This window comes from Deinococcus aetherius (assembly GCF_025997855.1).
Taxonomy (GTDB): Bacteria; Deinococcota; Deinococci; order Deinococcales; family Deinococcaceae; genus Deinococcus; species Deinococcus aetherius.
Genome location: NZ_AP026560.1, coordinates 1,396,332 through 1,422,546, shown reverse-complemented (window position 1 = coordinate 1,422,546; position 26,215 = coordinate 1,396,332). Strand labels below are relative to the sequence as shown.

Annotated in this window: 24 protein-coding genes; 13 read left to right on the top strand and 11 right to left on the bottom strand. The window is 70.5% G+C overall.

Going from position 1 to position 26,215, the window contains the following annotated elements; translation table 11 throughout:
- Positions 1–49 precede the first annotated feature (49 nt).
- The 4 genes from DAETH_RS07110 (at position 50) to DAETH_RS07095 (ending at position 6,072) form a co-directional block, all read left to right on the top strand.
- Positions 50–2,134 (top strand): S8 family serine peptidase, encoded by a 2,085-nt coding sequence (locus DAETH_RS07110; RefSeq protein ID WP_264777215.1) that lies wholly within the window; start codon positions 50–52, stop codon positions 2,132–2,134.
- Positions 2,135–2,271: 137 nt separating this feature from the next.
- A complete protein-coding gene (locus DAETH_RS07105) occupies positions 2,272–3,849 on the top strand; it encodes an ABC transporter substrate-binding protein (protein WP_264777214.1) in 1,578 nt (525 codons plus the stop codon).
- An 81-nt stretch (positions 3,850–3,930) separates the two neighbouring features.
- Positions 3,931–4,968: an ABC transporter permease gene (locus tag DAETH_RS07100; protein ID WP_264777213.1), complete on the top strand. Its 1,038-nt coding sequence runs from the start codon at positions 3,931–3,933 to the stop codon at positions 4,966–4,968.
- 102 nt (positions 4,969–5,070) lie between these two features.
- The gene (locus tag DAETH_RS07095) at positions 5,071–6,072 is read left to right on the top strand and encodes an ABC transporter permease (RefSeq protein ID WP_264777212.1); all 1,002 of its coding nucleotides are present in this window, start codon (positions 5,071–5,073) and stop codon (positions 6,070–6,072) included.
- A gap of 56 nt (positions 6,073–6,128) precedes the next feature.
- On the opposite strand, the gene DAETH_RS07090 is transcribed toward DAETH_RS07095, so the two are convergent.
- Together DAETH_RS07090 and DAETH_RS07085 are read right to left on the bottom strand one after the other, a co-directional pair.
- The gene (locus DAETH_RS07090; RefSeq protein WP_264777211.1) at positions 6,129–6,881 is read right to left on the bottom strand and encodes a shikimate dehydrogenase; all 753 of its coding nucleotides are present in this window, start codon (positions 6,879–6,881) and stop codon (positions 6,129–6,131) included.
- Positions 6,882–6,954: 73 nt separating this feature from the next.
- Positions 6,955–8,163 (bottom strand): hypothetical protein, encoded by a 1,209-nt coding sequence (locus DAETH_RS07085; RefSeq protein ID WP_264777210.1) that lies wholly within the window; start codon positions 8,161–8,163, stop codon positions 6,955–6,957.
- A 197-nt stretch (positions 8,164–8,360) separates the two neighbouring features.
- Between DAETH_RS07085 and recN the strand changes: the two genes are divergently transcribed.
- From recN to pckA, 3 genes are all read left to right on the top strand, one after another.
- Positions 8,361–10,055: a DNA repair protein RecN gene (gene recN, locus DAETH_RS07080; protein WP_264777209.1), complete on the top strand. Its 1,695-nt coding sequence runs from the start codon at positions 8,361–8,363 to the stop codon at positions 10,053–10,055.
- A gap of 83 nt (positions 10,056–10,138) precedes the next feature.
- The gene (locus DAETH_RS07075; RefSeq protein WP_264777208.1) at positions 10,139–11,266 is read left to right on the top strand and encodes a protease complex subunit PrcB family protein; all 1,128 of its coding nucleotides are present in this window, start codon (positions 10,139–10,141) and stop codon (positions 11,264–11,266) included.
- Positions 11,267–11,523: 257 nt separating this feature from the next.
- Positions 11,524–13,113, top strand: a complete 1,590-nt coding sequence (gene pckA, locus DAETH_RS07070; RefSeq protein ID WP_264777207.1) for a phosphoenolpyruvate carboxykinase (ATP) — start codon at positions 11,524–11,526, stop codon at positions 13,111–13,113.
- A gap of 216 nt (positions 13,114–13,329) precedes the next feature.
- On the opposite strand, the gene DAETH_RS07065 is transcribed toward pckA, so the two are convergent.
- The 5 genes from DAETH_RS07065 to glgP form a co-directional block, all read right to left on the bottom strand.
- Positions 13,330–14,115 (bottom strand): IS982 family transposase, encoded by a 786-nt coding sequence (locus tag DAETH_RS07065; protein WP_264774389.1) that lies wholly within the window; start codon positions 14,113–14,115, stop codon positions 13,330–13,332.
- Positions 14,116–14,158: 43 nt separating this feature from the next.
- Complete coding sequence (locus tag DAETH_RS07060; protein WP_264777206.1) at positions 14,159–14,509, bottom strand: PIN domain-containing protein; 351 nt, start codon at positions 14,507–14,509, stop codon at positions 14,159–14,161.
- Positions 14,510–14,518: 9 nt separating this feature from the next.
- Complete coding sequence (locus DAETH_RS07055; protein ID WP_264777205.1) at positions 14,519–14,932, bottom strand: helix-turn-helix domain-containing protein; 414 nt, start codon at positions 14,930–14,932, stop codon at positions 14,519–14,521.
- A 134-nt stretch (positions 14,933–15,066) separates the two neighbouring features.
- On the bottom strand, positions 15,067–15,957 hold the full coding sequence (locus tag DAETH_RS07050) for an EamA family transporter (protein ID WP_264777204.1): 891 nt from the start codon (positions 15,955–15,957) through the stop codon (positions 15,067–15,069).
- An 89-nt stretch (positions 15,958–16,046) separates the two neighbouring features.
- On the bottom strand, positions 16,047–18,563 hold the full coding sequence (gene glgP, locus DAETH_RS07045; RefSeq protein ID WP_264777203.1) for an alpha-glucan family phosphorylase: 2,517 nt from the start codon (positions 18,561–18,563) through the stop codon (positions 16,047–16,049).
- A gap of 144 nt (positions 18,564–18,707) precedes the next feature.
- On the opposite strand from glgP, the gene DAETH_RS07040 reads away from it, so the two are divergent.
- A complete protein-coding gene (locus DAETH_RS07040; protein WP_264777202.1) occupies positions 18,708–19,190 on the top strand; it encodes a hypothetical protein in 483 nt (160 codons plus the stop codon).
- A 22-nt stretch (positions 19,191–19,212) separates the two neighbouring features.
- On the opposite strand, the gene DAETH_RS07035 is transcribed toward DAETH_RS07040, so the two are convergent.
- Positions 19,213–19,389 (bottom strand): hypothetical protein, encoded by a 177-nt coding sequence (locus DAETH_RS07035; protein WP_264777201.1) that lies wholly within the window; start codon positions 19,387–19,389, stop codon positions 19,213–19,215.
- A gap of 6 nt (positions 19,390–19,395) precedes the next feature.
- On the bottom strand, positions 19,396–20,181 hold the full coding sequence (locus DAETH_RS07030) for an inositol monophosphatase family protein (RefSeq protein ID WP_264777200.1): 786 nt from the start codon (positions 20,179–20,181) through the stop codon (positions 19,396–19,398).
- 28 nt (positions 20,182–20,209) lie between these two features.
- On the opposite strand from DAETH_RS07030, the gene DAETH_RS07025 reads away from it, so the two are divergent.
- A complete protein-coding gene (locus DAETH_RS07025) occupies positions 20,210–20,872 on the top strand; it encodes a hypothetical protein (protein WP_264777199.1) in 663 nt (220 codons plus the stop codon).
- Here DAETH_RS07025 and DAETH_RS07020 read toward each other — a convergent pair.
- The gene (locus DAETH_RS07020; protein WP_264777198.1) at positions 20,869–21,468 is read right to left on the bottom strand and encodes a hypothetical protein; all 600 of its coding nucleotides are present in this window, start codon (positions 21,466–21,468) and stop codon (positions 20,869–20,871) included. The two genes, DAETH_RS07025 and DAETH_RS07020, sit on opposite strands and share 4 nt — an antisense overlap.
- Before the next feature lie 41 nt (positions 21,469–21,509).
- Between DAETH_RS07020 and purB the strand changes: the two genes are divergently transcribed.
- The gene (gene purB, locus DAETH_RS07015) at positions 21,510–22,817 is read left to right on the top strand and encodes an adenylosuccinate lyase (RefSeq protein ID WP_264777403.1); all 1,308 of its coding nucleotides are present in this window, start codon (positions 21,510–21,512) and stop codon (positions 22,815–22,817) included.
- Between the two features lie 33 nt (positions 22,818–22,850).
- Here the strand turns inward: purB and DAETH_RS07010 are convergent, their stop codons facing one another.
- Positions 22,851–23,726: a phosphotransferase family protein gene (locus tag DAETH_RS07010; RefSeq protein ID WP_264777402.1), complete on the bottom strand. Its 876-nt coding sequence runs from the start codon at positions 23,724–23,726 to the stop codon at positions 22,851–22,853.
- A gap of 151 nt (positions 23,727–23,877) precedes the next feature.
- On the opposite strand from DAETH_RS07010, the gene DAETH_RS07005 reads away from it, so the two are divergent.
- From DAETH_RS07005 to DAETH_RS06995, 3 genes are read left to right on the top strand one after another with little or no spacing between them, the layout of a single operon-like run.
- Positions 23,878–24,246 carry a phage holin family protein gene (locus DAETH_RS07005; RefSeq protein WP_264777197.1) on the top strand — a complete coding sequence of 123 codons (369 nt, stop codon included), beginning with the start codon at positions 23,878–23,880 and terminating at the stop codon, positions 24,244–24,246.
- Positions 24,243–25,127: a pantoate--beta-alanine ligase gene (gene panC, locus DAETH_RS07000; RefSeq protein ID WP_264777196.1), complete on the top strand. Its 885-nt coding sequence runs from the start codon at positions 24,243–24,245 to the stop codon at positions 25,125–25,127. Before DAETH_RS07005 ends, panC begins: the two co-directional genes overlap by 4 nt.
- Positions 25,124–26,200 carry a PilT/PilU family type 4a pilus ATPase gene (locus tag DAETH_RS06995; RefSeq protein ID WP_264777195.1) on the top strand — a complete coding sequence of 359 codons (1,077 nt, stop codon included), beginning with the start codon at positions 25,124–25,126 and terminating at the stop codon, positions 26,198–26,200. The genes panC and DAETH_RS06995 overlap by 4 nt, the downstream gene beginning before the upstream one ends.
- The last annotated feature ends 15 nt before the right edge of the window (positions 26,201–26,215 follow it).

The window sequence follows — 26,215 nt, the reverse complement described above, 5'->3', positions numbered from 1 at the left end:
GGCCCGTCTTCACACACTGCCCGCCCCGCTGCGGCATCCTGGGGCACGCATGAAACGTCTCCTCGGTCCCCTCACCGCCGCCCTCCTGCTGTCCGCGTGCAGCCAGACGCCCACCACCGTTCCCCCGCGAACGGTCGACCTCGGCGCGCGGCTGAGCCTCCCGGCGGTCCAGACCTTTGCGGGGACTTGGAGCGTGGAGGAAGCCAGTCTTCCCGCCTGGCTGACCGTCTCGCCCCTGGGGGGAACGGGTGACGTGCGGCTGACCGTCACGGCGGACCGGGCGCGGGGCACGCGGGCGGCGGCCGATCAGGCGACGCTCAGCGGTCAGATCACGGTCGTCTGGCAGCACGGCGCGGAGAGCGGGCGAACGACCTGGACGGTCACCGCCGACCAGTACACCCTGACCGGACGTGTGGTGGACGCGGCGAAAGTTCAGGGGGCGGACGTGGGCACGCGGGCGGCGACGACCCCGGCCCCGGCCCCGGAGGCGCGCGGCGTCATCGTCAAGTACCGCTCGGCGGCGGCGCAGTCGGTCGCCCTGGGACGCGACGTTCCGGCGGTCAGGCTGGGCGAGGCGGCGCAGGAGCGCACGCGCGGAGCCCTGGCGCGGTTGAACGTGCCCGCCGCCGAGAGACGCGACCTCGGCGGGCGGGCGGTGCGGCTGGAGACGGGGGACGTGGAAGCCGCGCTGCGGACGCTGCGGGCCGACCCGAACGTCGAGTACGCCGTGCCCAACGCCGTGCTGCGGGCGCAGGGGCTCGCCGCGCCGGTCGTGCCCACCGACAGTTACGCCGGGCTGCAATGGGCGTACAGGCTGCTCGGCTACGGGAGCGTGTGGCGGGACATGGAGGGGGGCGCGTACACCCGGCCCGTCACGGTCGCCGTGGTGGACTCGGGCGTGCGCTACGACCACCCCGACCTGGAGGGGCAACTGTACGGGCCGGGGGACGGGGCGCTCGACGTGCTGGGCTTCCGGGCGGCGGGAACGGACGTGTCCGGCTACGACAACGGGGACGGGGACGGCCCCGACCTCGACCCGACCGACCCCGACACGCCGGGCCGCACCGGGGGGAGCCACGGCACCCACGTCAGCGGCATCATCGCGGCGCGCTGGGGCGAGATTCGGCAGGCGTGCCCGGAGTGCAGCACGAGCGGGGTGGTGGGAGCGGCGTACCGGGCGCCCGTCCGGGTTCTGCCCGTGCGCGCCATCGACGCGCAGGGGGACGCCGAGATCGCGGACGTGGCCCTCGCCGTGCGCTACGCGGCGGGTCTTCCCGTCACGCTGGAGGGCAAGGCGTTCACCAACCCCCACCCGGCACAGGTCGTCAACCTCAGCCTGGGGGGCGACGTGGACGCGGAGACGGCCCAACCCCTGTGCGACGCGGTGGCCGACGCGGCGCGGGCGGGCGCGCTGGTGGTCGCGGCGGCGGGGAACGGCTCCGGGACGAGGCCCTTCTACCCCGCCGCCTGCGAGGGGGCGGTGGCCGTCGGCAGCGTGACCCTCTCGGGGGCGAGCGCCCCTGTTCGGGCCTCCTACAGTAGCGTCTACCCGCAGGTCGCCCTCGCCGCGCCGGGGGGAGTAAACCCCCAGGACGCCACCTTCTTCGGCGGCGGCACCCTGAACGGCCAGCCCTTCCCCGACCTGATCTTCTCGACCGAGTGGGACTATGCCAAAGACCAGCCCACCTACCTCGCCGAGTCGGGCACGAGCCAGGCCGCTCCCCAGGTCAGCGCCCTCGCCGCGCTGCTGCTGAGCAAGGGGGTCACGACCGGGCGCGAGGACACCCTCGCCCGGCTGGAGGCGACGGCGACCGACCTCGGCGCCCCGGGCCGGGACGATCAATTCGGCTTCGGCATGATCAACGCGGCGGCGGCCCTGGGCGCCCCGGCGGTGAGCGACACGCTCGGCGTGCGGGTGCAGGACGCGCGGGGGAACGCCTTCCAGCCCGCCCTCGACCCGCTGGGCCGCTTCAGCGCGTTCCTGCCGGACGGCACCTTCCGGGTCGTGGGCGGGCGCGACCGGGACGACAACGGCGTGTACGGGGAGGCGAACGAGCCGCGCGCCGAGGGCTCGGCCACCCTGGGGCCGGGGCGGACGAGCGCGGCGCTCGGGGACCTGACCCCGCAGCCGTAAGAGGAAGGCTCCGCCTTGACACGGTTCGGGGGGGCCCCTACCCTGGACCCACGCTGGCCCTTTACCCACCCCTCACGTCCGAACGCCGCCGACCCCTGACGATCCGGCGCGGACGTGCGGCGGCCCCTGGAGGCTTCATGAAGAAAGTGCTTCTGACCGCCCTGCTCGCCACCCTGCCCTCGGCGGGGGCGGCGACCCTCGTCTTCGGCGCGAACGGTGACCCCGTGAGCCTGGAGCCCGGCAACATCACCGACGGCATCAGCATCCTGGTGCAGCGTCAGATCTACGACACGCTGGTGGACTTCAAGGACGGCACCACCGACCTCGCCCCCGGCCTGGCGACGAGCTGGAAGAGCAACCCGAATGCGACCCAGTGGACTTTCACCCTGCGCCCGAACGTGCGCTTCCACGACGGTACGCCGATGAACGCGGACGCCGTCGTCTTCAACGTGAGCCGCTGGTGGGACCCCAAGCACCCCTACGGCTTCCGTGACCAGGGCCGCACCTTCGAGATCGTGGGCGAGCTGCTGGGTGGGTACAAGGGCGACCCCACCGCCGTCATCAAGAACATCGTGAAGGTCAACGACAACACGGTGCGCTTCGACCTGAACAAGCCCTCCAGCGTGTTCCCGAACGTGATGGCCGCTGGGTACTTCGGCATCGCCAGCCCCACCGCGATCCGCAAGGACGGCGCGAAGTACGGCACGCCCGCGAGCAAGCCGGTTGGCACGGGCCCCTTCATCTTCCAGAGCTGGCGCACGGGCGACCGGGTGACCCTGCTCCCCAACAAGCTGTACTGGGGCGAGAAGCCCAAGGTGGACCAGCTCGTCATTCGGGCGATCAAGGACCCCTCTCAGCGGCTCAACGAGCTGAAGGCGGGCACCATCGACTTCGCCAACGACCTGACGCCCGAGGCCCTCAAGAACGTGCAGGCCGACCGCAACCTCGTGGCGGTCAAGCGGCCCTCCTTCAACGTGGGCTTCGTGAGCCTGAACAACCGCAACCAGTACCTCAAGAACGACAAGGTGCGGCAGGCGATCTCCATGGCGATCAACAAGGACGCCATCGTGGAGGCCTTCTGGCCGGGGCTGGGTGTCAGCAACGCCTCGTTCCTGCCGCCCGTGCTGGGCTGGGCGAACTCGAAGAGCGTGCCCGCCGACTACAAATTCGACCCGCAGGCCGCCAAGCGGATGCTCGCGGAGGCGGGCTACCCCAACGGCCTCTCCATCGACCTGTGGTACATGCCGGTCAGCCGCCCGTACTTCCCCAGCCCCAAGCCCATCGCCGAGGCCATCGCCGCCGACCTGAGCGCCATCGGGATCAAGGTGAACCTCAAGACCGAGGACTGGGCCAAGTACCTCGACGACCGCAACAAGGAACCCGGTTTCGACATGTACATGATCGGCTGGACCGGGGACTACGGCGACCCCGACAACTTCTACAGTGCCTACTACGGGGCGACCGCCTCGGACGACATCAACTGGAACCCGCCGCAGCTCCAGCGCCTGCTCGAACAGGGCCGCGCCGCCGTATCGCAGGCCGATAAGGCGAAGATCTACTCCCAGATCCACGAGATCACCTACAACGCGAACTACCGCATCCCGGTGGTCCACAGCCAGCCGCTCGCCGCCGCGCGCACCTACGTCAAGGGATGGGTGCCCAGCCCGCTCGGCAGCGAACCCTTCAACTCCATCAGCGTGGTCGGCAAGCGGTAAACGAGGCAAACGTCGGGGGCGGGGCGGGCAGCACAGAGGCCCGCCCCGTCCCCCATCTCCACAGTAGAGGAGTCACCTCCCTTGGGCAGTTACCTGATCCGCCGCGTGCTGCGGACCCTGCTGGTGATCGTCGGCATCAGCGTCGTGGTCTTCGCGTTCGTGCGCTCGATTCCCGGCGACCCCGCCACCGCCCTCCTCGGCGAGCGCGCCACCCCCCAGGCCAGCGCCGCCCTGCGTGAGCAGCTTGGCCTCAACAAGCCCTGGTTCATCAACTACCGCGATCCCGCGAACCTGCTCGACGCCCAGTTCCCCAAGTACGTGGGACAACTCGTGCAGGGCAATCTCGGGAGCGGCCTCAAGAGCAACATCCCGGTGCGCAATGAGCTCGCCGCCCGCTTTCCCGCCACCGCCGAACTCGCCATCGCGGCCCTGCTCTTCGCCCTGATCATCGGCCTGCCTGCCGGGATCATCGCGGCGTTGCGGCGCAACAGCATCTGGGACAACCTCGCCACCACGATCAGCCTCGTCGGCATCAGTATGCCGATCTTCTGGCTGGGGCTGCTCCTCGCGTACTTCTTCGGGGTGCGGCTGGGGTGGCTGCCCCCCAGCGCGCGGCTCGGCAACGACACCGTGCTGGAGCCCATCACCGGCTTCTACGTCCTCGACGCAATCTTGCGGGGCCAGCCTGCCGCCGCGTGGGACGCCATCCGGCACCTGATCCTGCCCGCCATCGCCCTCGGCTCCATTCCGCTCGCCATCATCGCGCGCATTACCCGCTCCAGTCTGCTGGAGGTGCTGGGGCAGGACTACGTGCGCACCGCCCGCGCCAAGGGGCTCGCCGGACGGACCGTCACCCTCAAGCACGCCTTGAGAAACGCCCTGCTGCCCGTCGTCACCGTGATCGGCCTCCAGGCGGGCGCACTCCTCGGCGGCGCGGTGCTCACCGAGACGATCTTCTCGTGGCCGGGTCTGGGGTCGTGGGTGTACGACGCGATCAGCCAGCGCGACTACCCGGTGATCCAGGGCGGGGTGATCTTCGCCGCCCTGGTCGTGAGCGTGGTGAACCTGATCGTGGACCTGAGCTACGCGGCGCTGGACCCGAGGATTCAATACCGGTAAGTGGGAAGTGGTGAGTAGTCAGTGGAGGCTACGGCTTTCGCGGCTGCCTCTGCCCTCTTTCCCCACTCACCACTGTCCACTCACCACTCACCGAGGTAGCCCATGACCACCCTCTCCCCTCCCCAGACCGCGCGCAAGCGTCAGCCCAGCATCTTCTGGCGGCGCTTCCGGAAATCTACGCCCGGCAAGGTCGGAGCGGTGATCGTCGCCGTGTTCGCGCTGCTGGCCCTGCTCGCGCCGGTCATCGACCCCTACGACCCCACCACCGACCGCAACTACCGCCTCAACCTCAAGCCGCCCTCGGTGGCCGCGCTGTGGAATCCGGAGGTGGCGGAGGAATACCGCGACCCGGTGACCGGGGTGGTGAACGTCTGGGCCGCCCCCTTCGGCACGGACAACCTGGGGCGCAGCGTCGCCACGCGTGTCCTGCACGGGGCGCAACTCAGCCTCAAGGTCGGCGTGGTGAGCACGGTCCTCGCGCTGATCGTGGGCACCTTGCTCGGGGTGCTGGCGGGGTACTTCGGCGGGTGGTTCGACACGGTGGTGGGCTACTTCTCGGACGTGATGCTGGCCTTCCCGAGCATCCTGCTCGCCATCGGCTTCGCCTCCATCTTCTCCAGCGACAACCCGCCGCTGCTGATCGGGGCGCTCGACCGCCTCTTCGCGCTGAACAGCCCGCAGCTCGTGACCGCGATGCTCGCCGTGTCGCTCGTGCAGGTGCCCGTGTACGTGCGCCTCGCCCGCGCGGTCGTGCTCAGCGTGCGCGAGCGCGAGTTCGTGCAGGCGGCGGGGGCGCTGGGAGCCACCCAGGGGCGGATGATCTTCCGGCACGTGCTGCCCAACAGCCTCTCGCCCTTGATCGTGCAGGGTGCTTTGAGCATCGCCACCGCGACCATCGAGGTGGCGGCGCTGGGCTTCCTGGGCATCGGCGCGCAGCCGCCCCTGCCAGAGTGGGGCACCATGATCAGCGACTCGCGCCAGTATTACGTCGATGCGCCGTGGACGATGGTCTTCCCCGGCCTCGCCATCTTCCTCACCGTGCTGGGCTTCAACCTGCTCGGCGACGGCCTGCGGGACGTGCTGGACCCGAGAAGCACACAGTAGAAGGCAGATGGTCAAAGGCGGGAGGGGGGCCTTTTGCCCTCTGCCCTCCGCCTCCCTCAGGCCAGCCCGCCCGCGAGTTCCGTCAGGTCCTCGGGGCGATACCGCTGCCCGGTCGCGTGCAGGAGCTGGCGGGCGAGGCGCAGGGAGGGCAGGAGGCCGAGGTTGAGGGTGGCCGCGCCGCTCGCCCCAGGGGTCACGCGCCCCGTGAGGTCGGCGAGGGTGTGGTACGGCTGGAGGAGGCCTGGAGGCAGGGTGCCGCCCGTGAGGACGATCAGGTCGGCGCGCTCGGCGAGGGAGGCCAGGGCGGGGTCGAAGCGGCTGACGGGGAAGGCACGCAGACCGGCGGGGAGGTCGCGCACGAACCGCTCGGCGTCGGGCACGCTGTCGGCGGCGATGCCGACGGAGGTGAAGCCGAGCCGCATGAGGGGCAGGGCGCGGGCGAGTTCACCCCCGGAGCCCAGCAGCAGGGCGCCCGCGCCGCGCGCCGCGTAGCCGCTCGCCTCCACCGCGTCCGTGAGGGCGTCGGCGAGGGCGTAGGTGCCCTGGGCGCCCCCGGCGGTGAAGGCGGCTGCGTCCACCCGCCCCGCCCGCCGCGCACTCGCGTCGGGGTCCACCACCCCGGCGGTCGCCACCTCCCGCGACTCGTGCACGAGCGCCCCCGAAAATCGCAGGGTGCGGCACGCGCCCATGACCGCGCCCAGGTTCTCGTCCGGGACGCCGACGGCGATCAGACCCGCCGTTCTAAGGGCGCGGGCGGCGGCGGGGGAGTAACCGATCAGGGCGAGCGGCGCGTCTGGGGGGGTGGACATCCCCCCGAGTGTACCGCGCGTCACGAATGGAAAGGACCGCCCGGCAAGCGAGCGGTCCTTCCCCGACGTGAGGTCAGTTGGGCTTGTTGCCTTGATTCTGCGCCGGGGTCGAGGGGCCGCTCGCCCCGCTCGCGGCGGGGGACCCGGCGGCAGGCGAGCCGCCCCAGGTGGCGCCCGTGGTGCCCGCCTGGGTGCCCTTCGCCGCCGCCGGAGCGGGGGCCGGTTCCTCCAGCCGTTCGAGCCACATCGTCCCCACGAGGTTGCGGGCGTTGCGGCCCGCGCGGTGCAGGGTCTGCGCGGCCTCCGGGTTCACGTTCCCCACTGCGTTGAGGATGGCCTGGCGGGCGGCGGGAACACGTGCCAGGACGACCCCACCCATGACGAGCAGCACGAGGGCCGTGAGCCCGCCGCTCCCAGAGGAGCCGTCCTCGGCCCGAACAGCCCGAGCCTTGCGGCCCCCCTGCTTCTCCAGGCGGGCGAGTTCCTTCCGGGTTTCCTTGGGCAGGGACCCGAGCTGCCGCCTCACCTCGCGCTCGATCTCGTCGCTGCGCCAACTGCTCTGCGTGGCCCGCAGCTCCTTCGCGGCCTCCTGGCGGGCGGCCCTGAGGGTCTGTTCCGCCTGCCGCAAGGTAGCCTCGGCGGAGAGGGCGGCCTTCCCGGCAGTCTCGGCACCTTCGGCCTTTCCAGCGCGCACTTCCTTCTTCACCCCCGTCTTGACACCCTCTAGGATATGCTCACCCTGGCGGCGGCGAGTCTCGACGGCGTGAGCCGCCTTCGTGGCCGTACGGGCTCCCTGAGCCTGCCTGACCCGCACCTCGCGCTTCACCTGGCGCCCGGCCCCCTTCAGCGCCCGCTCGGCGTCCCCGGCGAGGTCCTGGGCCGTCTCTCCGAGCGCCGCCACGCCTTTAGTGACCCCCCGGTGCAGATCGTGGGCGAGGTCGGCGGCCTTCGCCGTGGCGCTCGCGGCGGCCGACGTGACCGTCCCCGCCGCCGCCTCCACCGTGTCCCCGGCGCGGTCGAGCACGGCCTCGGCGCGGGAGGCGCCGCCTTCCGTCTTCCGCGCCGCCTTGTGAACCGCGTGCCCGGCCCCTGCGGTGGCAGTCGCCAGCGCGGGCTTCACCGCCCTCGCCGTGTCCTCCACCGCCTCCTGAGCGTCCCCGAGGAGGTCGCGGGTGCCGCTCACCAGCTTGCGCCGCGCCTCGGCGTTCAGGGCCAGGGCGCTCAGGCCGCCCAGCAGCAGCATCCGGCGGCCCGTCCCCTTGTCCGGGTTGAGGTTGTCCATGTCCTTGCTCCTTTCACGTTCCGCGCGCCTCCTCGGGGAGGCGGGGAATCCACGCGGCCCCCATTGTGCGAGGCGCCGCCGCCCGGAGTGTGGGCAGACCGTAACGTGCATTTCATGTTCCCGGCGCCCCGCGCCCATCCACACACCGTGACGTCCGTGCTCCTTTCCCCCGCCCCGGACGCTCTACACTCGGGGGCGTGACCCGCAAGGCCCGCGCCGCCACCGCCCCCTCCGCGCCGCCTTCGCCCGCGCCCACCCCGGCCCCGGCGGGGCCCCTCCTGTCCCGGCTGGAGGTCCGCAACCTCGCCACCATCCGCGACCTCTCGCTGGAGTTGCGGGGGGGCTTCAGCGCCTTTACCGGCGAGACGGGCGCGGGCAAGAGCATCATCGTGGACGCCCTCGGGCTGCTCCTGGGCTCGCGGGCGAACACCGACCTGATCCGCACGGGGGAGGACGGCCTGCTCGTCACCGGCTTCTGGGGCGAGGGAGAGGGCGAATACAGCGCCAGCCGCCGGGTCACCAACCAGGGGCGTGGCACGGCCCGCCTCGACGGCGAGGTCGTCTCCGTGCGCGAGCTTCAGGAGTGGGCCTCCACCCGCCTCACGATCCACTGGCAGCACAGCGCGGTCAGCCTGCTGACCCCCGCCAACCAGCGGGCCCTCCTCGACCGTCAGGTGGGCGGGGAGGTCGCGGTGTACACGGCGGCCTACCGGGCGTGGGGCGAGGCGAAGGCCCGGCTGGAGAACCTGCGCGCGGGCGAGCGCGAGCGGGCGCGGCAGCTTGACCTCCTGACCTTCCAGGTGCGCGAGATCGAGGGGATGGCCCCCCAGCCCGGCGAGGAGGAGCCGCTGGGTGCCGAACTCACCCGCCTCTCCAACCTGGAGACCATCGCGCAGGGGGCGGCGGGGGCGCTCGACCTCCTCTCCGACGGCGAGACGAACGCGGCGGGGCTGATCGCCGAGGCGGTGAAGGCCCTGAACGCCGGGGCGCGGTACGACGAGACGAGTGCCCAGCTCCAGCGCGACCTGCGGGAGGCCCTGGACGCCGTGCAGGCCGTGGTCGGGGAACTGCGCGACGTGGCCGAGGACAGCGCCCCCGACCCCGAGGAACTGGGGCGGGTGGAGGGACGGCTCACGGCGCTCGGCAGGCTGCGCGCCAAGTACGGCCCGACCCTGGAGGACGTGCTCGCCTTCCACACCTCCGCCGAGGCCGAACTCGCCGAACTGGACCGCGACGAGCGGGACGCGGGCACCCTGGAGGCCGAGGTGGGGCGCCTGGAGCGCGAGGCGGTGCGGGCGGGCGAGGCGCTGGACGAGGCGCGCCGCCGTCTCGCCGGTCCCCTCGCCTCGCAACTCGTCGCCGTGATCCGCGAGCTGGGGATGCCGCACGCGCGGCTGGAATTCCGCCTGACGCCCCTGCCCCACCCCGGCCCCTCGGGGCTGAGCGACGTGGCCCTGCACTTCACCGCCAATCCAGGCGAGGACTTGGGGCCGCTCGCGGACGTGGCCTCGGGCGGCGAGCTGTCGCGCGTGATGCTGGCGATCAGCACGGTTCTCGGCGCGGAGACCCCCGCCGTCGTCTTCGACGAGGTGGACGCGGGGATCGGCGGGGCGGCGGCGCTCGCGGTGGCCGGGCAACTCGGGCGGCTGGCGGGAGAGCGGCAGGTTCTCGTGGTGACCCACCTCGCGCAGATCGCCGCCCGCGCCGACCACCACTACAAGGTGGAGAAACAGGTCGAGGACGGGCGGACGGTGAGCCGCGTCCGGCTGCTGGACGAGCGCGAGCGGCTGGAGGAGATCGCGCGGATGCTCAGCGGCAACACCTCGGAGGCGGCGCTCTCGCACGCGCGGGAACTGCTGGGGGCCCGGCGGGGGCGCGAGGCGGCGACCTGAGCGGGAGGAAGGCGCCCTCAGCGTGGGCGTTTCCTGAAGGTGAGCTTCAGTCGGTCGTCAGCCTGCGTGCCTAAGCTGGCCGCATGAAGACATCCCTGACTGCCGCGCTGCTTTTAGGCGCGGGCCTTCTCGCGGGCTGCTCAATGAACGGCCCCGGCAACCTAAGGGTCCACGAGGCCCTGCTCTACGGCGGCACCCAGGAGCGCATCACCTGGGTGTACGGCGACCTGCGGGGCTCGGCCCAGAGCAGCGTCAAATTGGGCAACACGGCGGTGGAACTGCGCGCCCAGGTGCCCGACCCCCTCGCCGTGGCGGGGAGCCTCAGCGTGAACGGGAAGGCGACGTACCGCCTGCCGACCGCCGCCATGACCCCCAAGCTGGCCCTCACCCACGACACGCAGGGCCTGTTCAACGTGACGCTCAACGAGGCGGCAGGCACGGTGTACTTCACCGACGGGCGCACCTGGAGCCGCCTGAGCGCCCCAGCGGGGGCGGGCCTGCGGGGCACCGCCGTCGCCGGGCTGCGCGGGGCGGGCAACTTCACCGACGCGGAGGCCGACGCCCTGAGCGCCGCGCTGCTCAACCAGGGCCCGCTCGCCGTGACCGTGCTGAACGAGGCGGGCGTGCCCGACGCGCCCCTCGCGGTCGAGCCCGCGCCCACCGAGTACCGCCGCACGGCCCTGTACGTGCTGCCGAACGTGCGCACGGTCGTCGCGCAGGGGAGCGCCACCGGCAGCGTCACGATCACACCGGGAGCGGGGCAGCCCGGTTCCGTTCAAGCCCAGGGGGCACGCGTGACCTTTACCGAACTCGCCAGCGGAACGAACGCCGCCGTCACCGACCCCACCGTGCGGGTCGCCACCAGCCAGGGCGAGCTGAGCGCGCTGTACGGCCTCGCCTACGGGCGGCAGACGGGCGTGCCCGCCGCGCCCAGCCTGGGGGCGGGAGGCACGGCGGTCGGCATCTTCCTGGGGCAGCGGCCCACCGGCGGCTACGGGGTGCGGGTTCTCGGCGCCAGCACCCAGGGCGGCGTCCTCACCCTCACCGCCGAGGTGCGCTCACCGGGGCCGGGCAGCATCACCACCCAGGCCCTCACGAGCCCCTGGACCATCGTCCGCGTGAGCGGCACCTACCGCGAGGTGCGCGTGGTGAACGCCCAGGGCCAATCCCTGCCGGGCGGCGCGGGCGGCGGCACCGGACAGACGCGTTGAGGCAGGGCTTCATCCAGAGGGGGGCATCCGGGAGACCGGGTGTCCCCTCGCCCGTGGTACTGGAGGCGTGCCAGCCGCACGCGAAAGGCCCGGAGGCGACCAAGAGGCGCCGGGGTGACCACCCGAAATTTGAAGGTTTCTCGCGTTCCGTGTGCCGGTGTTTCCGGCGGCGTGACAACACCAAGGTTGGTTTGGAACCGCTTCCTGGGCCAGGATCAGGGTGATCTTTCCTACACCAACTCTCTTGGAGGCAACCCATGAGCCTGACCAGCTCCAATCCACTTCAGACCCTCGGTATCCGCCACGCCGCCTTTCACCACAACCCCGGAGTGGACGAGCTGTACGAGGCCGCCCTGCGGCTGGGCGAGGGGCAGGTCGCGGCGGGGGGGCCGCTCGCCGTGCGGACGAACAAGACTGGCCGCAGCCCCAAGGACCGCTTCATCGTCGAGGACGACCTCACCCGCGACCGGGTATGGTGGGGCGGCTTCAACACGCCCATCTCCCCCCAGGTCTTCGACCGCCTGCTGGACAAGATGACCGCCCACGCCGAGGGCCGGGAACTCTTCGTGCAGGACGTCTTCGCCGGAACTGACCCCCAGCACCGCCTCGCCGTGCGGGTGGTCACCGAGATGGCCTACCACTCGCTGTTCGTCCGCAACATGTTCGTGCGGCCCACAGAGGCGGAGCTGGAGAACTTCGAGCCCGACTGGACGGTCCTGAACATCCCCTCCTTCAAGGCGGACCCGGAGCGGGACGGCGTGAGGAGCGACACCTTCATCATCGTGAATTTCACGCGGCGGATGATCATTGCGGGGGGCACCCAGTACGCGGGCGAGAACAAGAAGGGCATCTTCGGGGTGCTCAACTTCCTGCTGCCCGAAGCCGGGGTGATGCCGATGCACTGCTCGGCCAACGTGGGGCCGGACGGGGACGTGGCCCTCTTCTTCGGGCTGAGCGGCACGGGCAAGACCACCCTCTCCGCCGACCCCGCCCGCAGACTCATCGGCGACGACGAGCACGGCTGGACGGACACGGGCGTCTTCAACTTCGAGGGCGGCTGCTACGCCAAGGTCATCAACCTCAACCCCGAGGCCGAGCCCGCCATCCACCGCACTACACAGACATACGGCACCGTGCTGGAAAACGTCGTGTTGAGGGCAGACGGCACCCCCGACCTCGACGACGGCTCACTGACCGAGAACACCCGCAGCGCCTACCCCATCGAGCAGATCGGCAACATCGTCGAAGAAGGCCGCGCCGGGCACCCGCGCAACATCGTCTTCCTGACCGCCGACGCCTTCGGGGTGCTGCCGCCGCTGAGCCGCCTGACACCCGAGCAGACGATGTACCAGTTCATCAGCGGCTTCACCGCCAAGATTCCGGGCACGGAGCAGGGGGTGACCGAGCCGCAGCCCACCTTCTCGACCTGCTTCGGGGCGCCCTTCATGCCCCGCCACCCCGGCGAGTACGCCCGGCTGCTGGCACAGAAGGTGCAGGAGAGCGGCGCCCGCGTGTGGCTGGTGAACACGGGCTGGACCGGCGGGCAGTACGGGCAGGGTCAACGCATGAGCATCGCCCACACCCGGCGACTTATCAACGCGGCCCTCTCCGGCGAACTCGACAATGTACCCTTCGTGCGTGAGCCCTTCTTCGACCTGGAGATTCCGACCGAGGTGCCGGGGGTGCCGAGCGAGGTGCTTAACCCGCGCGAGGCGTGGGCGGACCAGGACGCCTATGACCGCACGGCACGCAAACTGGCGGGGATGTTCCGCGAGAACTTTGGGCGCTTCGAGGACGGGGTGGACCCCAAGGTCACGGCGAGTATGCCGGAGCACGGGGAGGGGTAAGGACTCACAGGCTCTCGACTGCCCCGGCTGAGGCTGGGGCAGTTTTTGTTGGAGTGGTAACCGGCCCCGTCTCCTGTCAGCGAGGCTTTCAGATCACACCCAGCCGCACAAGGTCCTTTGGCTCGATGACGGGCAGGTCGAGGGCTGTGCGAAGACGCAACAGGTGTTGATCCTTAGTCACCGCGAATAGGGATTGACTCGGAGCGCCAAGTGTGATTAGGCGGGGAGGTCAAAGAACTTGAGGTTGTGGGCGAGGACGAGGAGGGCGACCTTGAGCCGCAAGCTCGCCATCGTCTTGACCTGCCCCCACCGCAAGCCGGAACCCACCAGCACCGAGAACGCCGACTCGATGATCTTGCGGGCAGCCGCATATTCGTCTTTCCAACGAGGGTCAGGACGCTTGGCATTGCTTTTGGGTGGCGTCAGGTACGTGCCGGACTGATAGCCTTTGTCCCCAATCTGCTTCGGCCCACCGAAGGTGGGCCAGTCGCGGTTCATCACGCACCCGACGGTGAAGTCATGCTCGTTGGCGGGCCGGAGCACGTACTGGGCGATTTTGCCATTCAGGGTCGTCCAGGCATGCAGCTTGAACCCATACACCGGGCCGGAGGTACTGAAGCCGTGTCGTGCCCCCTTGAACTTGCAACGGGGAGCGCGCTTGAAGGTGCAGACTGGGAGGGGTTCGGAGTCCACGGCCACGAAGTCCAGTGCCTGGACTTCGACACTCGCGCCCTCGATCACAGGGGTCAAGCGTTCCAGCCGGGTACGGGCCTGGACCTCCGAAGGGTAATGGGGACAGTGGTTGAGTTTGAGCATCCTCCACCAGCCCCTGAAGTAGGGTGCTTTGTGAATCCGCTGCAATAGGGCCACCGCCACCAATTCGGCGTCACTGATCTTCTCGTGGGGGTGGACCAGCTTGGATGGCATCTGGGGGGTCAGCCAGACCGTCAGGCGTCGCAGGGCGTCGGGAATGGGGAGTAGACTGAGGTCGGGACGGCACATGAGCACCGTCCCTTTGCCATTTCTCCCCCCACCCTGTCAACCCCTATTCGCGGTTAGTCACTAACGCGTCCGGTTGCGCCGCCACAAACAGGTCGAGCAAATACCAGTCTTTTGGATCGGGGCACGACGGCCAGTCGAAGCGTTCCACCCGCCGTACCACCTCCGCCCCCTCGTAGAGTTCCACCGCCAAGCCAAAGGCGTCCGAGGCCGTGATGCCCCTACCCAGCCGTAGAACGTCCGGGTAGGTCAGCACCCGACGCAACTCCTGGAAGTGTCCCTCGCTCAGCACGAACGTCACCTCGAAGCGCCGCGCGGAGAGGTAGAGCGTGCGTGCGGGGCCACGTTCACTCGTGACCCCGCTCAGCAGCACATTTACGTCTGGGATCAGGCGCAAAGGCTGCACTCACTCGTCCCGAAGCTGGCCGAGCAGTTTCTTCGCCCTGGGGTTGAGGCGCCGGGCAATCTCTTCCCTCGTCTGTTCGGGCAGGCGGGGCGTATCGTCGGGCTCATCCGGGGTTTGCGCCCGTGCCCACTGGATCGCCCGTTCGATCAGCTCTTCTTTCTGCTCGTCGGTCAGCGGAGCGAACGCCTCGCGCAGGCGGTCGAGGGCCGAGGACTGGGACAGCGTGCTCTGTTTCAACTTCTGCTCGACAACTGTGCTGAGGATGCGGTAACGCGGCCTTCCCTTGGGCGTGGTGCCGATTCGTATGGCCTCCAGATCGCCCTCCCTGATCTGTCGCCGCACGGTGTCGTCGCTGATATGAAGCAGTCGGGCGACTTGCGGCACGGTGAACATGTCCTGGCCTTTGTCGGTCATCCTCGCCTCTCACTTCCCAGAATACCGCAAAAACCGCAGAACCTGCTGTTCCTGCCGCGCCCACTCCCTGAGGCAGCGGACAGGAAGCGGGTGTCAAGGCCAAAACGCGGAACAGGGCCAGAGCAATCGACCCCTCAATTCACCGGTTCCACCTCTACCACCCTCCGCTCGCCGCTCAGGCTGATGCCCACGCTGGCGGCGATCACGCAGCCCATCGCCAGCCATTGCAGCGGGGTCAGGCGCTCGCCCAGGAAGAGCAGACCGCTGAGGGCGGCGAGGGCGGGCTCCAGGCTCATCAGCACGCCGAAGACGCGGGCGGGGAGGGCGCGCAGGGCGGCCATCTCCAGGCTGTAGGGCAGGGCGCTCGACAGCACGGCGACGGCCAGACCCGCGAGGAGCGCGTGGGGGGCGAGCAACCCGGCCCCCGACTGGACCAGACCGAAGGGCAGGGTGACGGCCGACGCGACGAGCATTCCCGCCACGACTCCCGTCACGCCCGGCACCCGCCGCCCGACCGCCCCACCCGCCAGGATGTACAGCGCCCAGAAACCTCCGGCGGTGAGAGCGAGCGCCGCCCCGAGGGGGTCGAGGGTGCCGCCGGCTCCCCCGTGCGGCGCGATCAGGACGATGCCGACCGCCGCCAGGGCGACCCAGGTGAGATCCTGAAACCGGCGAGAGAGGGCGAGCGCCAGCACGAGCGGCCCCACGAACTCCAGCGTGACCGCCAGCCCGAGCGGCAGCCGGGTCAGAGAGAGGTAGAAGCTGAGGTTCATCAGGCCGAGGGCCGCCCCGTAGGGAACGACGGCCCGCCACGCCTCCACCGTGAGGTCACGCAAGCGGGGACGGAAGACGAGGCTCAGAAGGGCGGCGGCGAGAGTCACCCGCAGGGCGGTGGTGCCCGCCGCGCCCAGCGTGGGAAAGAGCGTCTTGGCGAAGGCCGCACCCCCCTGGATGCTCAGCATGGAGAGCAGCAGCGCCGGGACAGGGGGCAGGGAGGCGGGCAGGACGCGGCGCACGGGGGGCATTATGGCGCCCAAAGCCGGACTGCCCCACCCCGGCAGGGGCGAGAGCGGTTCGGCTGACAGCTAACGGCTGATCGCTGAGGGCTTTCCCCTCACGCCCACTTGATCAGCCCCGCCTCCAGCGGGTTGCTCAGGCCCTCGATCTCGGGGACCATGCGCACGCCGATGGAGTACAGCCCGCTGTCGTCGAGCGGCACCTGGGCGGTGAACCGGCCGCCCTCCTCGTGGGTCAGGGGCACGCGGGTGACGTGGTCGCCGCGCTTGAGGACCGCCTCGACCTGGAGTTCCTCGGGGCGGATTCCGGCGGGGTTGACGCTCGCGCGCACCTCGACCCGCTGGCCGGGGTGGGCCGTGGTGGGGAGGTTGGCGCTCGCTTGCAGGGTCGTGTACGGCCACTGCTGGCGCACCCAGGTCTTCCACGAGGCGATCTCGCGGGCACGCCTCCCCCCGTCGGCGGTGACCTCCGCGCCGCGCGCCGTGAGGGGCAGGTAGTACTTCCGGACATAGTCGATGACCTGGCGCTGCATCGAGAAGCGGGGGCTCACCGTCCGGATGGCGCGGCGCACCGTCCTCGCCCAGCCGCCGCGCTGACCGCCGCTGCCGTAGTACAGGGGCACGATCTCACTCTCCAGCGTGCTGTAGAGGCTGTAGGCGTCGGCGTCGTCCTGCACGCCCAGGTCGCTGTACTCGCGCTCCTCGCCGATGGGCCAGCCGTTCGTGCCGTCATAGCCCTCCCGCCACCAGCCGTCGAGGATGGAGAAGTTGGGGGAGCCGTTGAAGCTCGCCTTCATGCCGCTCGTGCCCGACGCCTCCAGCGGGCGGCGGGGGTTGTTGAGCCAGATGTCCACCCCCTGCACGAGCTGGCGGGCGACGCTCATGTCGTAGTTCTCCAGAATCACGACTCGGCCCCGGAACTCGGGCTCCTGGGAGACGCGGTAGATCTCCTGAATGAACGCCTTGCCGGGGTTGTCGGCGGGGTGCGCCTTGCCCGCGAACACGAACTGCACGGGGCGGTCGGGGTCGTTCACGATGCGGCTGAGGCGGGCCTTGTCGCGGAAGAGGAGCGTGGCGCGCTTGTAGGTGGCGAATCGGCGCGCGAACCCGATGGTCAGCGCATTCTCCGAGAGCACCGTGTCGGTGGCGGCCACGTCGGCGGCTGAGGCCCCGTTGCGGATCATCTGGGCCTTAAGGCTGCGACGGACGAAGGTGACCATCTCGCGCTTCATTTCGAGCTGCACGTCGGAGAGCTGGGTGTCCGATAGCTCCTCCACGGCCTCCCACATCGCCTCGTCCTCCAGCCGCTCGGTCCAGCCTTGCGGGAGCACCGTGCCCAGCAGGTCGCGCATGGCCTGGCTCGTGAAGGTGAGGTTGTGCGCCCCGTTCGTGACGTGGCCGATGGGCACCTCCTGTGCTTCGGCGCCCTCGTAGAGGAACTTCCACATGTCGCGGCTGACTTCGCCGTGGAGTTCGGAGACGCCGTTCGCCGCGCGGCTCATGTTCAGGGCAAAGACCGTCATGGAGAAGGTGGGCACCCAGTGGCCGTCCCAGAACTGCTCGTGGCGGGCCAGGGCGTAGAGGTCGTCGCGGCCGGTGCCCAGCAGGGCGGGCCATCCGCTGAGGTGGCGGTCCATCAGGTCGTAGGCGAAGGCGTCGTTCCCGGCGGCGACCGGGGTGTGGGTGGTAAAGAGGGTGCTGCTCGCCACCGCCTCCAGGGCGGCGCGGAAGTCCAGGCCCTGCCCCACGTACTCGCGGACGCGCTCCAGGCCCAGCAGGGCGGCGTGCCCCTCGTTCATGTGGTAGACCCCGGCGGGCACGTTCAGCAGCCGCAGCGCCCGGATGCCCGCCACGCCCAGCAGGACGTACTGCTGCACTCGCAGCTCCTGGTTGCCCCCGTACAGCCGGGCCGTCAGCTTGCGGTCGTCCTCGCTGTTCTCGGGCACGTTCGCGTCGAGGAGCAGCACCCTGATGCGCCCCACCGCGAGTTCCCACACCCGCACGTGGACGCTGCGGCTCCCGATGTACACGCTCACCCGGGCCTCTTCCCCCCCCGGCGTCAGCGCGGGCCGGATGGGCAGGGTGGTGAGGTCGAGTTCGTCGTACGCCTCCTCCTGCCAGCCGTCCTTGTTGAACATCTGCCGGAAGTACCCCTGGTGGAAGAGCATCCCCACCGCCGTGAAGGGCAGCCCCAGGTCGGAGGCACTCTTGCAGTGGTCACCAGCCAGCACGCCCAGGCCGCCGCTGTAGATCGGCAACGACTCGTGGAAGCCGTACTCCATGCTGAAATAGGCGACGGGCGCGAGGCCGGGGGCGTTCCGGCTCGCCCAGGTGTCCTTTTTCGTCATGTACGCGTCGAAGTCGGCCATCACCCGCCCGTAGCGCGCCAGGTAGTCGGGGTTGGCGGCGGCGTGCGTCAGCCTCTCCTGCGGGACTTCGAGCAGGGTGCGGACCGGGTTGTGCTGGAAGCGCTCCCAAACCTCGGGGTCGAGTTCCTGGTAGAGCGACTGGGCGTGCGGGGTCCAGGACCAGTACAGGTTGTAGGCGAGTTCCGACAGCCGCCCGATAGCCTCGGGCAGTTGCGGCAGCACGGTGACCTTGCCGATGACGTTCATACCCGCTGAGACTACACCATCACCTCCGCCGCGCTTTCCAGGCTCGGGAGTCGCTCTGCACGCGAAAAACGAAGTCTGTCCAGACAGGAACGGCGGGGGGTGGCTCCCCTCCCGCCCGGATCACCTCTCCATTAAGCTGCGCCCATGACGCAGACCTCACCGGCCTCTGACGACCCGCAGGCCCTGCTGCGCACGGAGGGGGAGCGGCTCGCGCGGCGCCTCACGCAGGCGCTCGGCGGCGGGGCGCAGGACGTGGCCCGCGCGCACCTGCTGGGGCTGAGCCTCGCCGTGAACCTCGTCAATGCCCTGCTGCCCACCATCGAACAGGTTTCACGCCACGCCGGGCGGCCCCTGCACGCGCACCTCAGCATCGACGGGCGGGGACGGGCGGTGGTGGAGACGGTGACCCTGGACGGGGAAAGGCACGCCCGGCTGCCCGTGGACGACCTGATCGAGTCGGCGCTGTACGTGGGCGGACGGCTCCACCCCACCGTCTCCGCCCACCTCTCCCAGGGGATGACGGGCAGCGAGGGGCAGGCCACCCGGGCCCTCGCCGCCTGCCTGAAGAGCGCGCCGGTGCTGGGGGCATTGCGGCGGCACCTGACGGCGTTGTTGAAGCGTTATTGAAGAAGGCGCCCTAGCTCCTCCCCTACCCCGGCTCGCGCAGGCGGCGCAACAGCCAGAAGCCGACCGCGTCCAGCGCCAGCAGGATCACCAGGGAACTCACGCCCGGTCCCCGCTCGCCGTGCCCGAATTCGAGCAGGATGCTGGCGACCCCCCCCAGGTTGAGGAACACGATCAGGACGGTGAGCAGGACGGGCAGCACCTCGCCTCACTCCTCCCGCAGCAGGGCGAGGAGTTCCGCGTGGACCCGCCCGTTCGTCGCCACGATCATGGGGGCGTAGGGGGTGGGCACGCCGTCCCGGCCCGTCACCGTGCCCCCCGCCTCCTCCAGGATCAGGCTTCCGGCGGCGCTGTCCCAGGGCTTGAGGCCGAATTCCCAGTAGGCGTCGATCCGTCCGCAGGCCACGTAGCACAGGTCGAGCGCGGCGGCCCCCGGACGGCGGACGGGCACCCCCAGCCTCAGCAATCGGGCGACGAGGGCGAGGTTGCCCTCCCCGCTCCCGTCGTAGGGGAAGCCGGTGGACACCAGGGCCGGGGTAGTCAGGGTGGGGGTGTCGCTCACGCGGATGAGTGAGCCGTTCAGGAAGGCCCCGCCGCCGCGCGTCGCCGTGAAGAGTTCGTCGCGGCCCTGGTCGAACACGGCGCCCACCACCCGCTCGCCGCGTTCCTCCAGCCCGACGCTCACGCACGAGAAGGGGAAGCCGTGCGCGTAGTTCACGGTGCCGTCGAGGGGATCGACCACCCAGCGGTAGGGCGCGTCCCCGCTGCCTCCCGCCAGGCCCTCCTCCTCGCCCAGGACGGCGTGGTCGGGGTACGTGCGGGCGATCACCTCGCGGATGGCGGCCTCCGACAGGGCGTCCACCTCGGTCACGAGGTCGCTGTAGGTGGACTTGCTGCGGATGTTCAGGGCCTTTCCGGCGTGGGCGCGGTGGATGGCCCCGGCGGTGCGGGCCGCCTCCACGGCGACGGTCAGGGCGGCGGCGAGGTCGGTCATCCCGGCGAGTGTAGGGGATAATGGCGGGGTGCCGCGCCGCTTTTTCCTGCCTGCCCTGCTGCTTCCCCTCATCCTCGGCGGGTGTACTCCCCCCGGCGGCGTGCGCGAGCTGAACTTCCGGGCGGGTCCGGCGGGGGGCGAGCCCAGTGCCGCGCGCCTGCTCACCGATCAGGTCGTGCCCGAGGGTCGGCTCGTCAGCGTGGCCGAGGCCCTCGACTGGGCGCCGGAAGGCAGCCTGATCCTCGTCTGCGGGAGGCGCTGGCGGCCCGCGAGCCCCTGGGGCGTCTGCCCGCACGTCTCGCGCAAGGTGGCGCCGGGGTTCCTCACCGAGGCGCCCGGCCTCTTCGCGGGCGGCCTGCTGAACGGCGGCCCGCAGACCGTCCCCCAGACCCGGCTCGCCTCGCGGGACGCCGTGATCGTGCTCGACGTGGGGGTGCGCCCCGAGCAGATGCCCGCTCTGCGCGCCGAGGCCGCCTGGCTTGACGGCCTGGCGTACCGGGTGGGCGGCGGGGATGACCCCGACCCCCGCGATGGGCTCGACTGCTCGACCTACCAGAACGCCCTTCAGCGCGCGGTGGGGCTGCCGAACGCCATCCCGAAGCACGGGGCGTGGAACCTGTACCTGCCGCAGGACGCCCTGACCGTGCCAGGCGTGCGGGTGCTGTGGGTGGGGGTGCGGGGCAAGGGCTAAAGAGCGGCGCGGCGGGCCTGAACCTCGTGTGCGGCGCGGTCGGCTCCAGCCGACTCGAAGGCGGCGTGGGCGAGGTCGTACTCGCTCCGGGCGGTGGCAGGATCACCCGTCTGCGCCGCGAAGTCGCCCAGGGCTCGGTGGACGCAGGCCGTCGTCACGAGGTCGTCGGCGGTCCGGGCGTCGTTCAGCGCGGCGCAGAGGGCTGAGCGCGCGGCCTCGATTTCCCCGAGCGCGAGTCGGTTTACGCCGACCTCGTAGCCGTTCACGGCCCGCTCGAAGGCGCGGTCGCCGGGGAGAACGTCGATCAAGGCGCGCTCCTCCATGAAGAGCTGGAGGGCCCTCTGGTGATCCCCGGCCAGCCGCTCCACCATGCCCTGCTGATGGACGAAAATGTGCTCTTTCGGCTGACCCGCGTAAGCATGGCGCAACCTCGCGTACACCGCCCGCGCCTCGCCCAGCAGGCCCTCGTGAGCGAGGATGTACCCGAGAGTGTGCTGCCCGTCGTCGGAAGCGAGCAGCGCGGGGTCAGTCTCCAGCAGGGCCCGCGCCTCCCCGTTCCGCCCCTCGTTGATGGTCGCCCAGACCTGTTCCAGCATGGCCCGAGGATAGGCCCGTGCCGGGTGCTACGCTGCCCGCCGTGATCGACCGTTACCTGACCCCCGAAATGCGGGCCCTGTGGAGCGAGGCGAGCCGGTACCGCGCCTGGCTGCGGGTGGAACTCGCCGCCATGCAGGCCCAGGCCGCCCACGGCGAGGTGCCCCGGGAGGCCTTCGAGGCGCTGACGGCCCGCGCGGCAGCCGACCCCCTCGATGACGCCTTCGCCGTGCGCGTCGCCGAGATCGAGGCGGTCACCCGGCACGACATCGTGGCCTTCACCCGGGCACTCACCGAGCGGTACGGCGAGGAGGCCCGCTTCATCCACCACGGCCTGACGAGCACGGATGTGGTGGACACGGCACAGAACCTCCTGCTGGACGAGGCGCTGGGGCTGATCGAGTCGGACGTGCGGGCATTGCGCGAGGTCTGCCGCAACCAGGCCATCAATCACAAGCACACACCCGTCGTGGGCCGCACCCACGGCATCCACGCCGAGCCCATGACCTTCGGCCTGAAGTTCCTGAACTGGATGGCGACGCTCGACCGTGACCTGGAGCGGCTGGCGGCCGCGAGAAAGCGGGTGCAGGTCGTCATGCTCTCGGGCTCGGTGGGCACGTACGCGCACGTCTCCCCGCAGATCGAGGAGGCGGTCGCCGCCGCGTGGGGCTGGCAGGCGGCACCCGTCACCAACCAGACGCTCGCGCGGGACCGCCACGTCGAGGTCCTGAGTGCCCTCGCCATCCTGGGCACCACGCTGGAAAGGGTCGCCGTCGAGATTCGCCACCTCCAGCGGTCCGAGGTGCGCGAGGCGATGGAGCCCTTCGGCAAGGGGCAGACGGGCAGTTCCTCCATGCCGCACAAGAAAAACCCCATCCTGACCGAGAACGTGACCGGCCTCGCCCGGCTGCTGCGCGGCTACCTCGTGACCGGGCTGGAGAACGTCGCCCTGTGGCACGAGCGCGACATCAGCCACTCCAGCGCCGAGCGGGTCATCCTCCCCGACGCCACGGCTGCGGCGAGCTACGCCACCCGGCGCCTGACGGGCGTGCTGAAGGGGCTCGTGGTCTTCCCCGAGCGGATGCTGCGGAACCTGAACGACCTCGGCGGCCTGGTGTTCAGCCAGCGGGTGCTGCACGCCCTGATCGACGAGAAGGGCATGAGCCGCGAGGCCGCCTACGACCTCGTGCAGCGCCACGCCCTGAGAAGCTGGGAGACGGGCGAGGGCCTGCGCGACTTGCTGCGGAGTGACCCCGAGAACCCGCTGAGCGAGGCGGAACTGGGCGCCGCCTTCGACCTGGGGTGGTATCTGCGGCACGTGGGGGAGATTTACGGGCGGTTCGGGCTGTAGGGGCGGGAATGGATGCTTGATCCCGAAACGCCCTCAGAGGGGTGGCCGCAGAGTACGCCACGCCGGAGGCACGTCCCCGACGAAAAAGCGCAGGAGTTCCAGCAGTCGGCCCACGGGCGGGGCGCTCCAGGTGCGTTCGGTTGAACGCTCACGCCGCAGGGCGTGTACAGCCCACCCGAGGTGGTACCAGAGGACGCGCACCTCACTCACCTCCGCTTCCACCCCCGGACGGAGTTCCCGGTAGCCCTCCAGGGCGAAGGGGACGGCCCGGAGCGGCAACAACGCGAACTCTGAGGCCGGGTCGGCCCATGCCGCATCTCCCCAGTCCAGGAGGGCGCGGTACAGCCCTGAACGCTCACTCACGAGCACATTGGTCGGTCGGGCGTCTCCATGAACGACCCGCCACACGAGGGGCTGGGCTGTCTGCGGTGCCAGGCGGTCCAGCCACGCGCCCAGCCACTCGGCCATCTCGGACGGCAGGTAGCCCTCCTCAGCCAGGGCTTCCAATCCCACGCGGGGGTCAGGATGCTCGTCGCGCGGCAGCAGCGCCAGCCCATCATGCTCGTGTGCCGCGCGGAGGTGCCAGCGCGCCAGGTCTCGTCCCAATTCACGGTAGGTGTCGGGGAGTTCTCCCGGGGGCCGCCCAAGCTGCCCAAGATTGACCCCATGAACGCGTTCGAGCAGCATATATGGCTTGCCGGGTGCCCAGGGCAGCGTGCCGAAAGCCAACAGCGCCGGGGTCCGCACGCCCGCCTGCCGTGCCAGGGAGATGACAAGCCGTTCCCGCTCAAAGCTCGCGCTGTGTTCCAGATCGGCGCGGGGAACACGCAGCACGACTTCGGGGTTCAAGAGGTAGACCGTGCTGGCACCTCCAGACAGGGGCGAAGAAACGGGCGGCGCGAAAGCCACACCATGACGTTCAGCCAGAACACGCACCTGGGCTGGAGTCAGAGGAGATTGAATGGGGGCGGCCACAGGGTTCACTGTAGCGAGGGGAAACCCCTGCACCTCATCTCTGACACCCCCGCCTTCTGCGTCCCTCAACCCCTATCCTCTCCCTATGGGCTTCCTGATTCGACTGCTCGTGAACGCGCTGGCGCTGTACCTCGTGACGCGGGTGTACGCGGGCGTGACGTTCGCGCCGGGGGCGGGCGCGGGTGCTGTCATCCTCGCCGCCCTCGTGCTGGGCATCGTGAACGCGCTCATCCGGCCCGTGCTGCTGCTGCTGAGCCTGCCGGTCAACCTCCTCACGCTGGGGCTGTTCACGCTGGTGGTGAACGGGGTGGTGCTGTGGATCGTGGCGGCGGTGACGGCGCTGAACGTGGCGGGCCTCGGGGCCGCGATCATCGGGGCGCTGATCCTGACGGTGATCTCGTGGGTGCTCGACGCCGTGGTGAACGCGCTGGGGCTGGACGGGGGCCGGGATTGACCTCCCGCCGGACGCTCAGCCTCGTCACCACTCCTGGGGAACTGCGCGCCGCCCTGGCGAACACGGGCACGGTCGGCCTCGTTCCCACGATGGGCTACCTGCACGAGGGGCACGCCCGGTTGATCGAGCGGGCGCGGGCCCAGAACGACACGGTCGTCGTGAGCGTCTTCGTCAATCCCCGGCAGTTCAGGCCCCGCGAGGACCTGAGCCGCTACCCGCGCGACCTGAAGCGCGACCTGCGGGTGGCGGGCGCGGCGGGGGCGGACGTGCTCTTCCACCCGGGCGTGGAGGTGATGTACCCACCGGGCTACGCCACGACCGTCTCGGTGAGCGGCGTGTCCGGGCCGCTGGAGGGGGCGTCGCGGCCCGGGCACTTCGACGGAGTGGCGACCGTGGTCCTCAAGCTGCTGGGCCTCGTGGGGCCGAATCGGGCGTATTTCGGGGAGAAGGACTGGCAGCAACTCGCGGTCGTCCGGCGGATGGTCCGGGACCTGAACGTCCCCGTGGAGATCGTCGGCGTGCCCACCGTGCGTGAAGAGTCGGGGCTGGCGCTGAGCAGCCGCAACAGCTACCTGACGCCGGGGCAGCGGGAGCGGGCCACTGTCCTCTCGCGGGCGCTGCGGGCGGTGCAGGCGGCGGCGGCGGGCGGGGAGCGCGACACGGCCCGGCTGCGGCAGGCGGGGCTGGACGTGCTCGCCCGGGAACCCGAGGTGACGCTCGACTACCTGGCGGTCGTGGACGGTGACATGGCGGAAAGAGAGCGTGTGGAGAATGATCCCATGACCCGCGTTCTGGTGGCCGCCCGGATGTTCGGCGTGAGGCTCATCGACAACCTGCCCCTCTGGCCGGACGCCTCCCGGCCGGGCGGGGAGGGCGCGTGACGCTCGAAGACCTCCTGCGCGAGATGGTCACCCGGCGGGTGTCGGACGTGCACCTCCAGGTCGGGAGCCCGCCGATGGGCCGGGTGGACGGGGCACTCGTGCCTTTCGGCGCGCAGCCGCTCACCCCGGTGGACACCCGCGCGCTCGCGCAGGCCCTCCTGACGCCCGAGCAGTGGGACGACTTCGAGTACCGCAACGAGGTGGACCTCGCGTACAGCGTCTCCGGCCTCGCGCGCTTCCGCTGCAACGTGTTCCGGCAGCGCGGGGTGGTCGGCGTAGTCATGCGGATCGTAGCGGACACCGTGCCCGGCTTCGAGGCCCTGGGCCTGCCCGTCGAGGTCATGTACGGCTTCGCGGCGGCGCCCCGGGGCCTGATCCTGGTCACCGGCCCCACCGGGAGCGGCAAGACGACCACGCTCGCCTCCCTGATCGACCACATCAACCGCACGTACGCGTACAACATTATCACCCTCGAAGACCCCATCGAGATCCTGCACCGCAACCGCAAGAGCCTGGTGGTGCAGCGCGAGATCGGGGCGGACACGCGCGACTTCCGCACGGCCCTCAAGTACGCCCTGCGGCAGGACCCCGACGTCATCATGATCGGCGAGATGCGCGACAAGGAGACGGTGGAGGCGGCCCTCACCGCCGCGCAGACCGGGCACCTCGTCCTGAGCACCCTGCACACGCAAGACGCCGTGCGGTCGGTCAACCGCATCATCGACCTCTTCGCCCCCTACGAACGCACCCAGATTCGCCTGCTGCTCGCCGAGTCGCTCGTCGGCATCGTGAGCCAGCGGCTGCTCAAACGGGCGGACGGCCTGGGGCGCGTGCTCGGCACCGAGGTGCTGCTTGCCACGCCCCTCGTGCGCGAGTACGTCAAGGACGAGGAGAAGACCCCGCTGATCAAGGACGCGATGATCGAGGACAACATCCGGGGGATGCAGACCTTCGACCAGCACCTCGTGGGGCTCTACCACCACCACCTGATCACGATGCAAGAAGCCCTCGACGCCGCCACCAGCCCCCACGAGTTCCGGCTGATGGTCAATCAGGCGGGCATCGCGTACTGAACGGCGGGGTCCGGG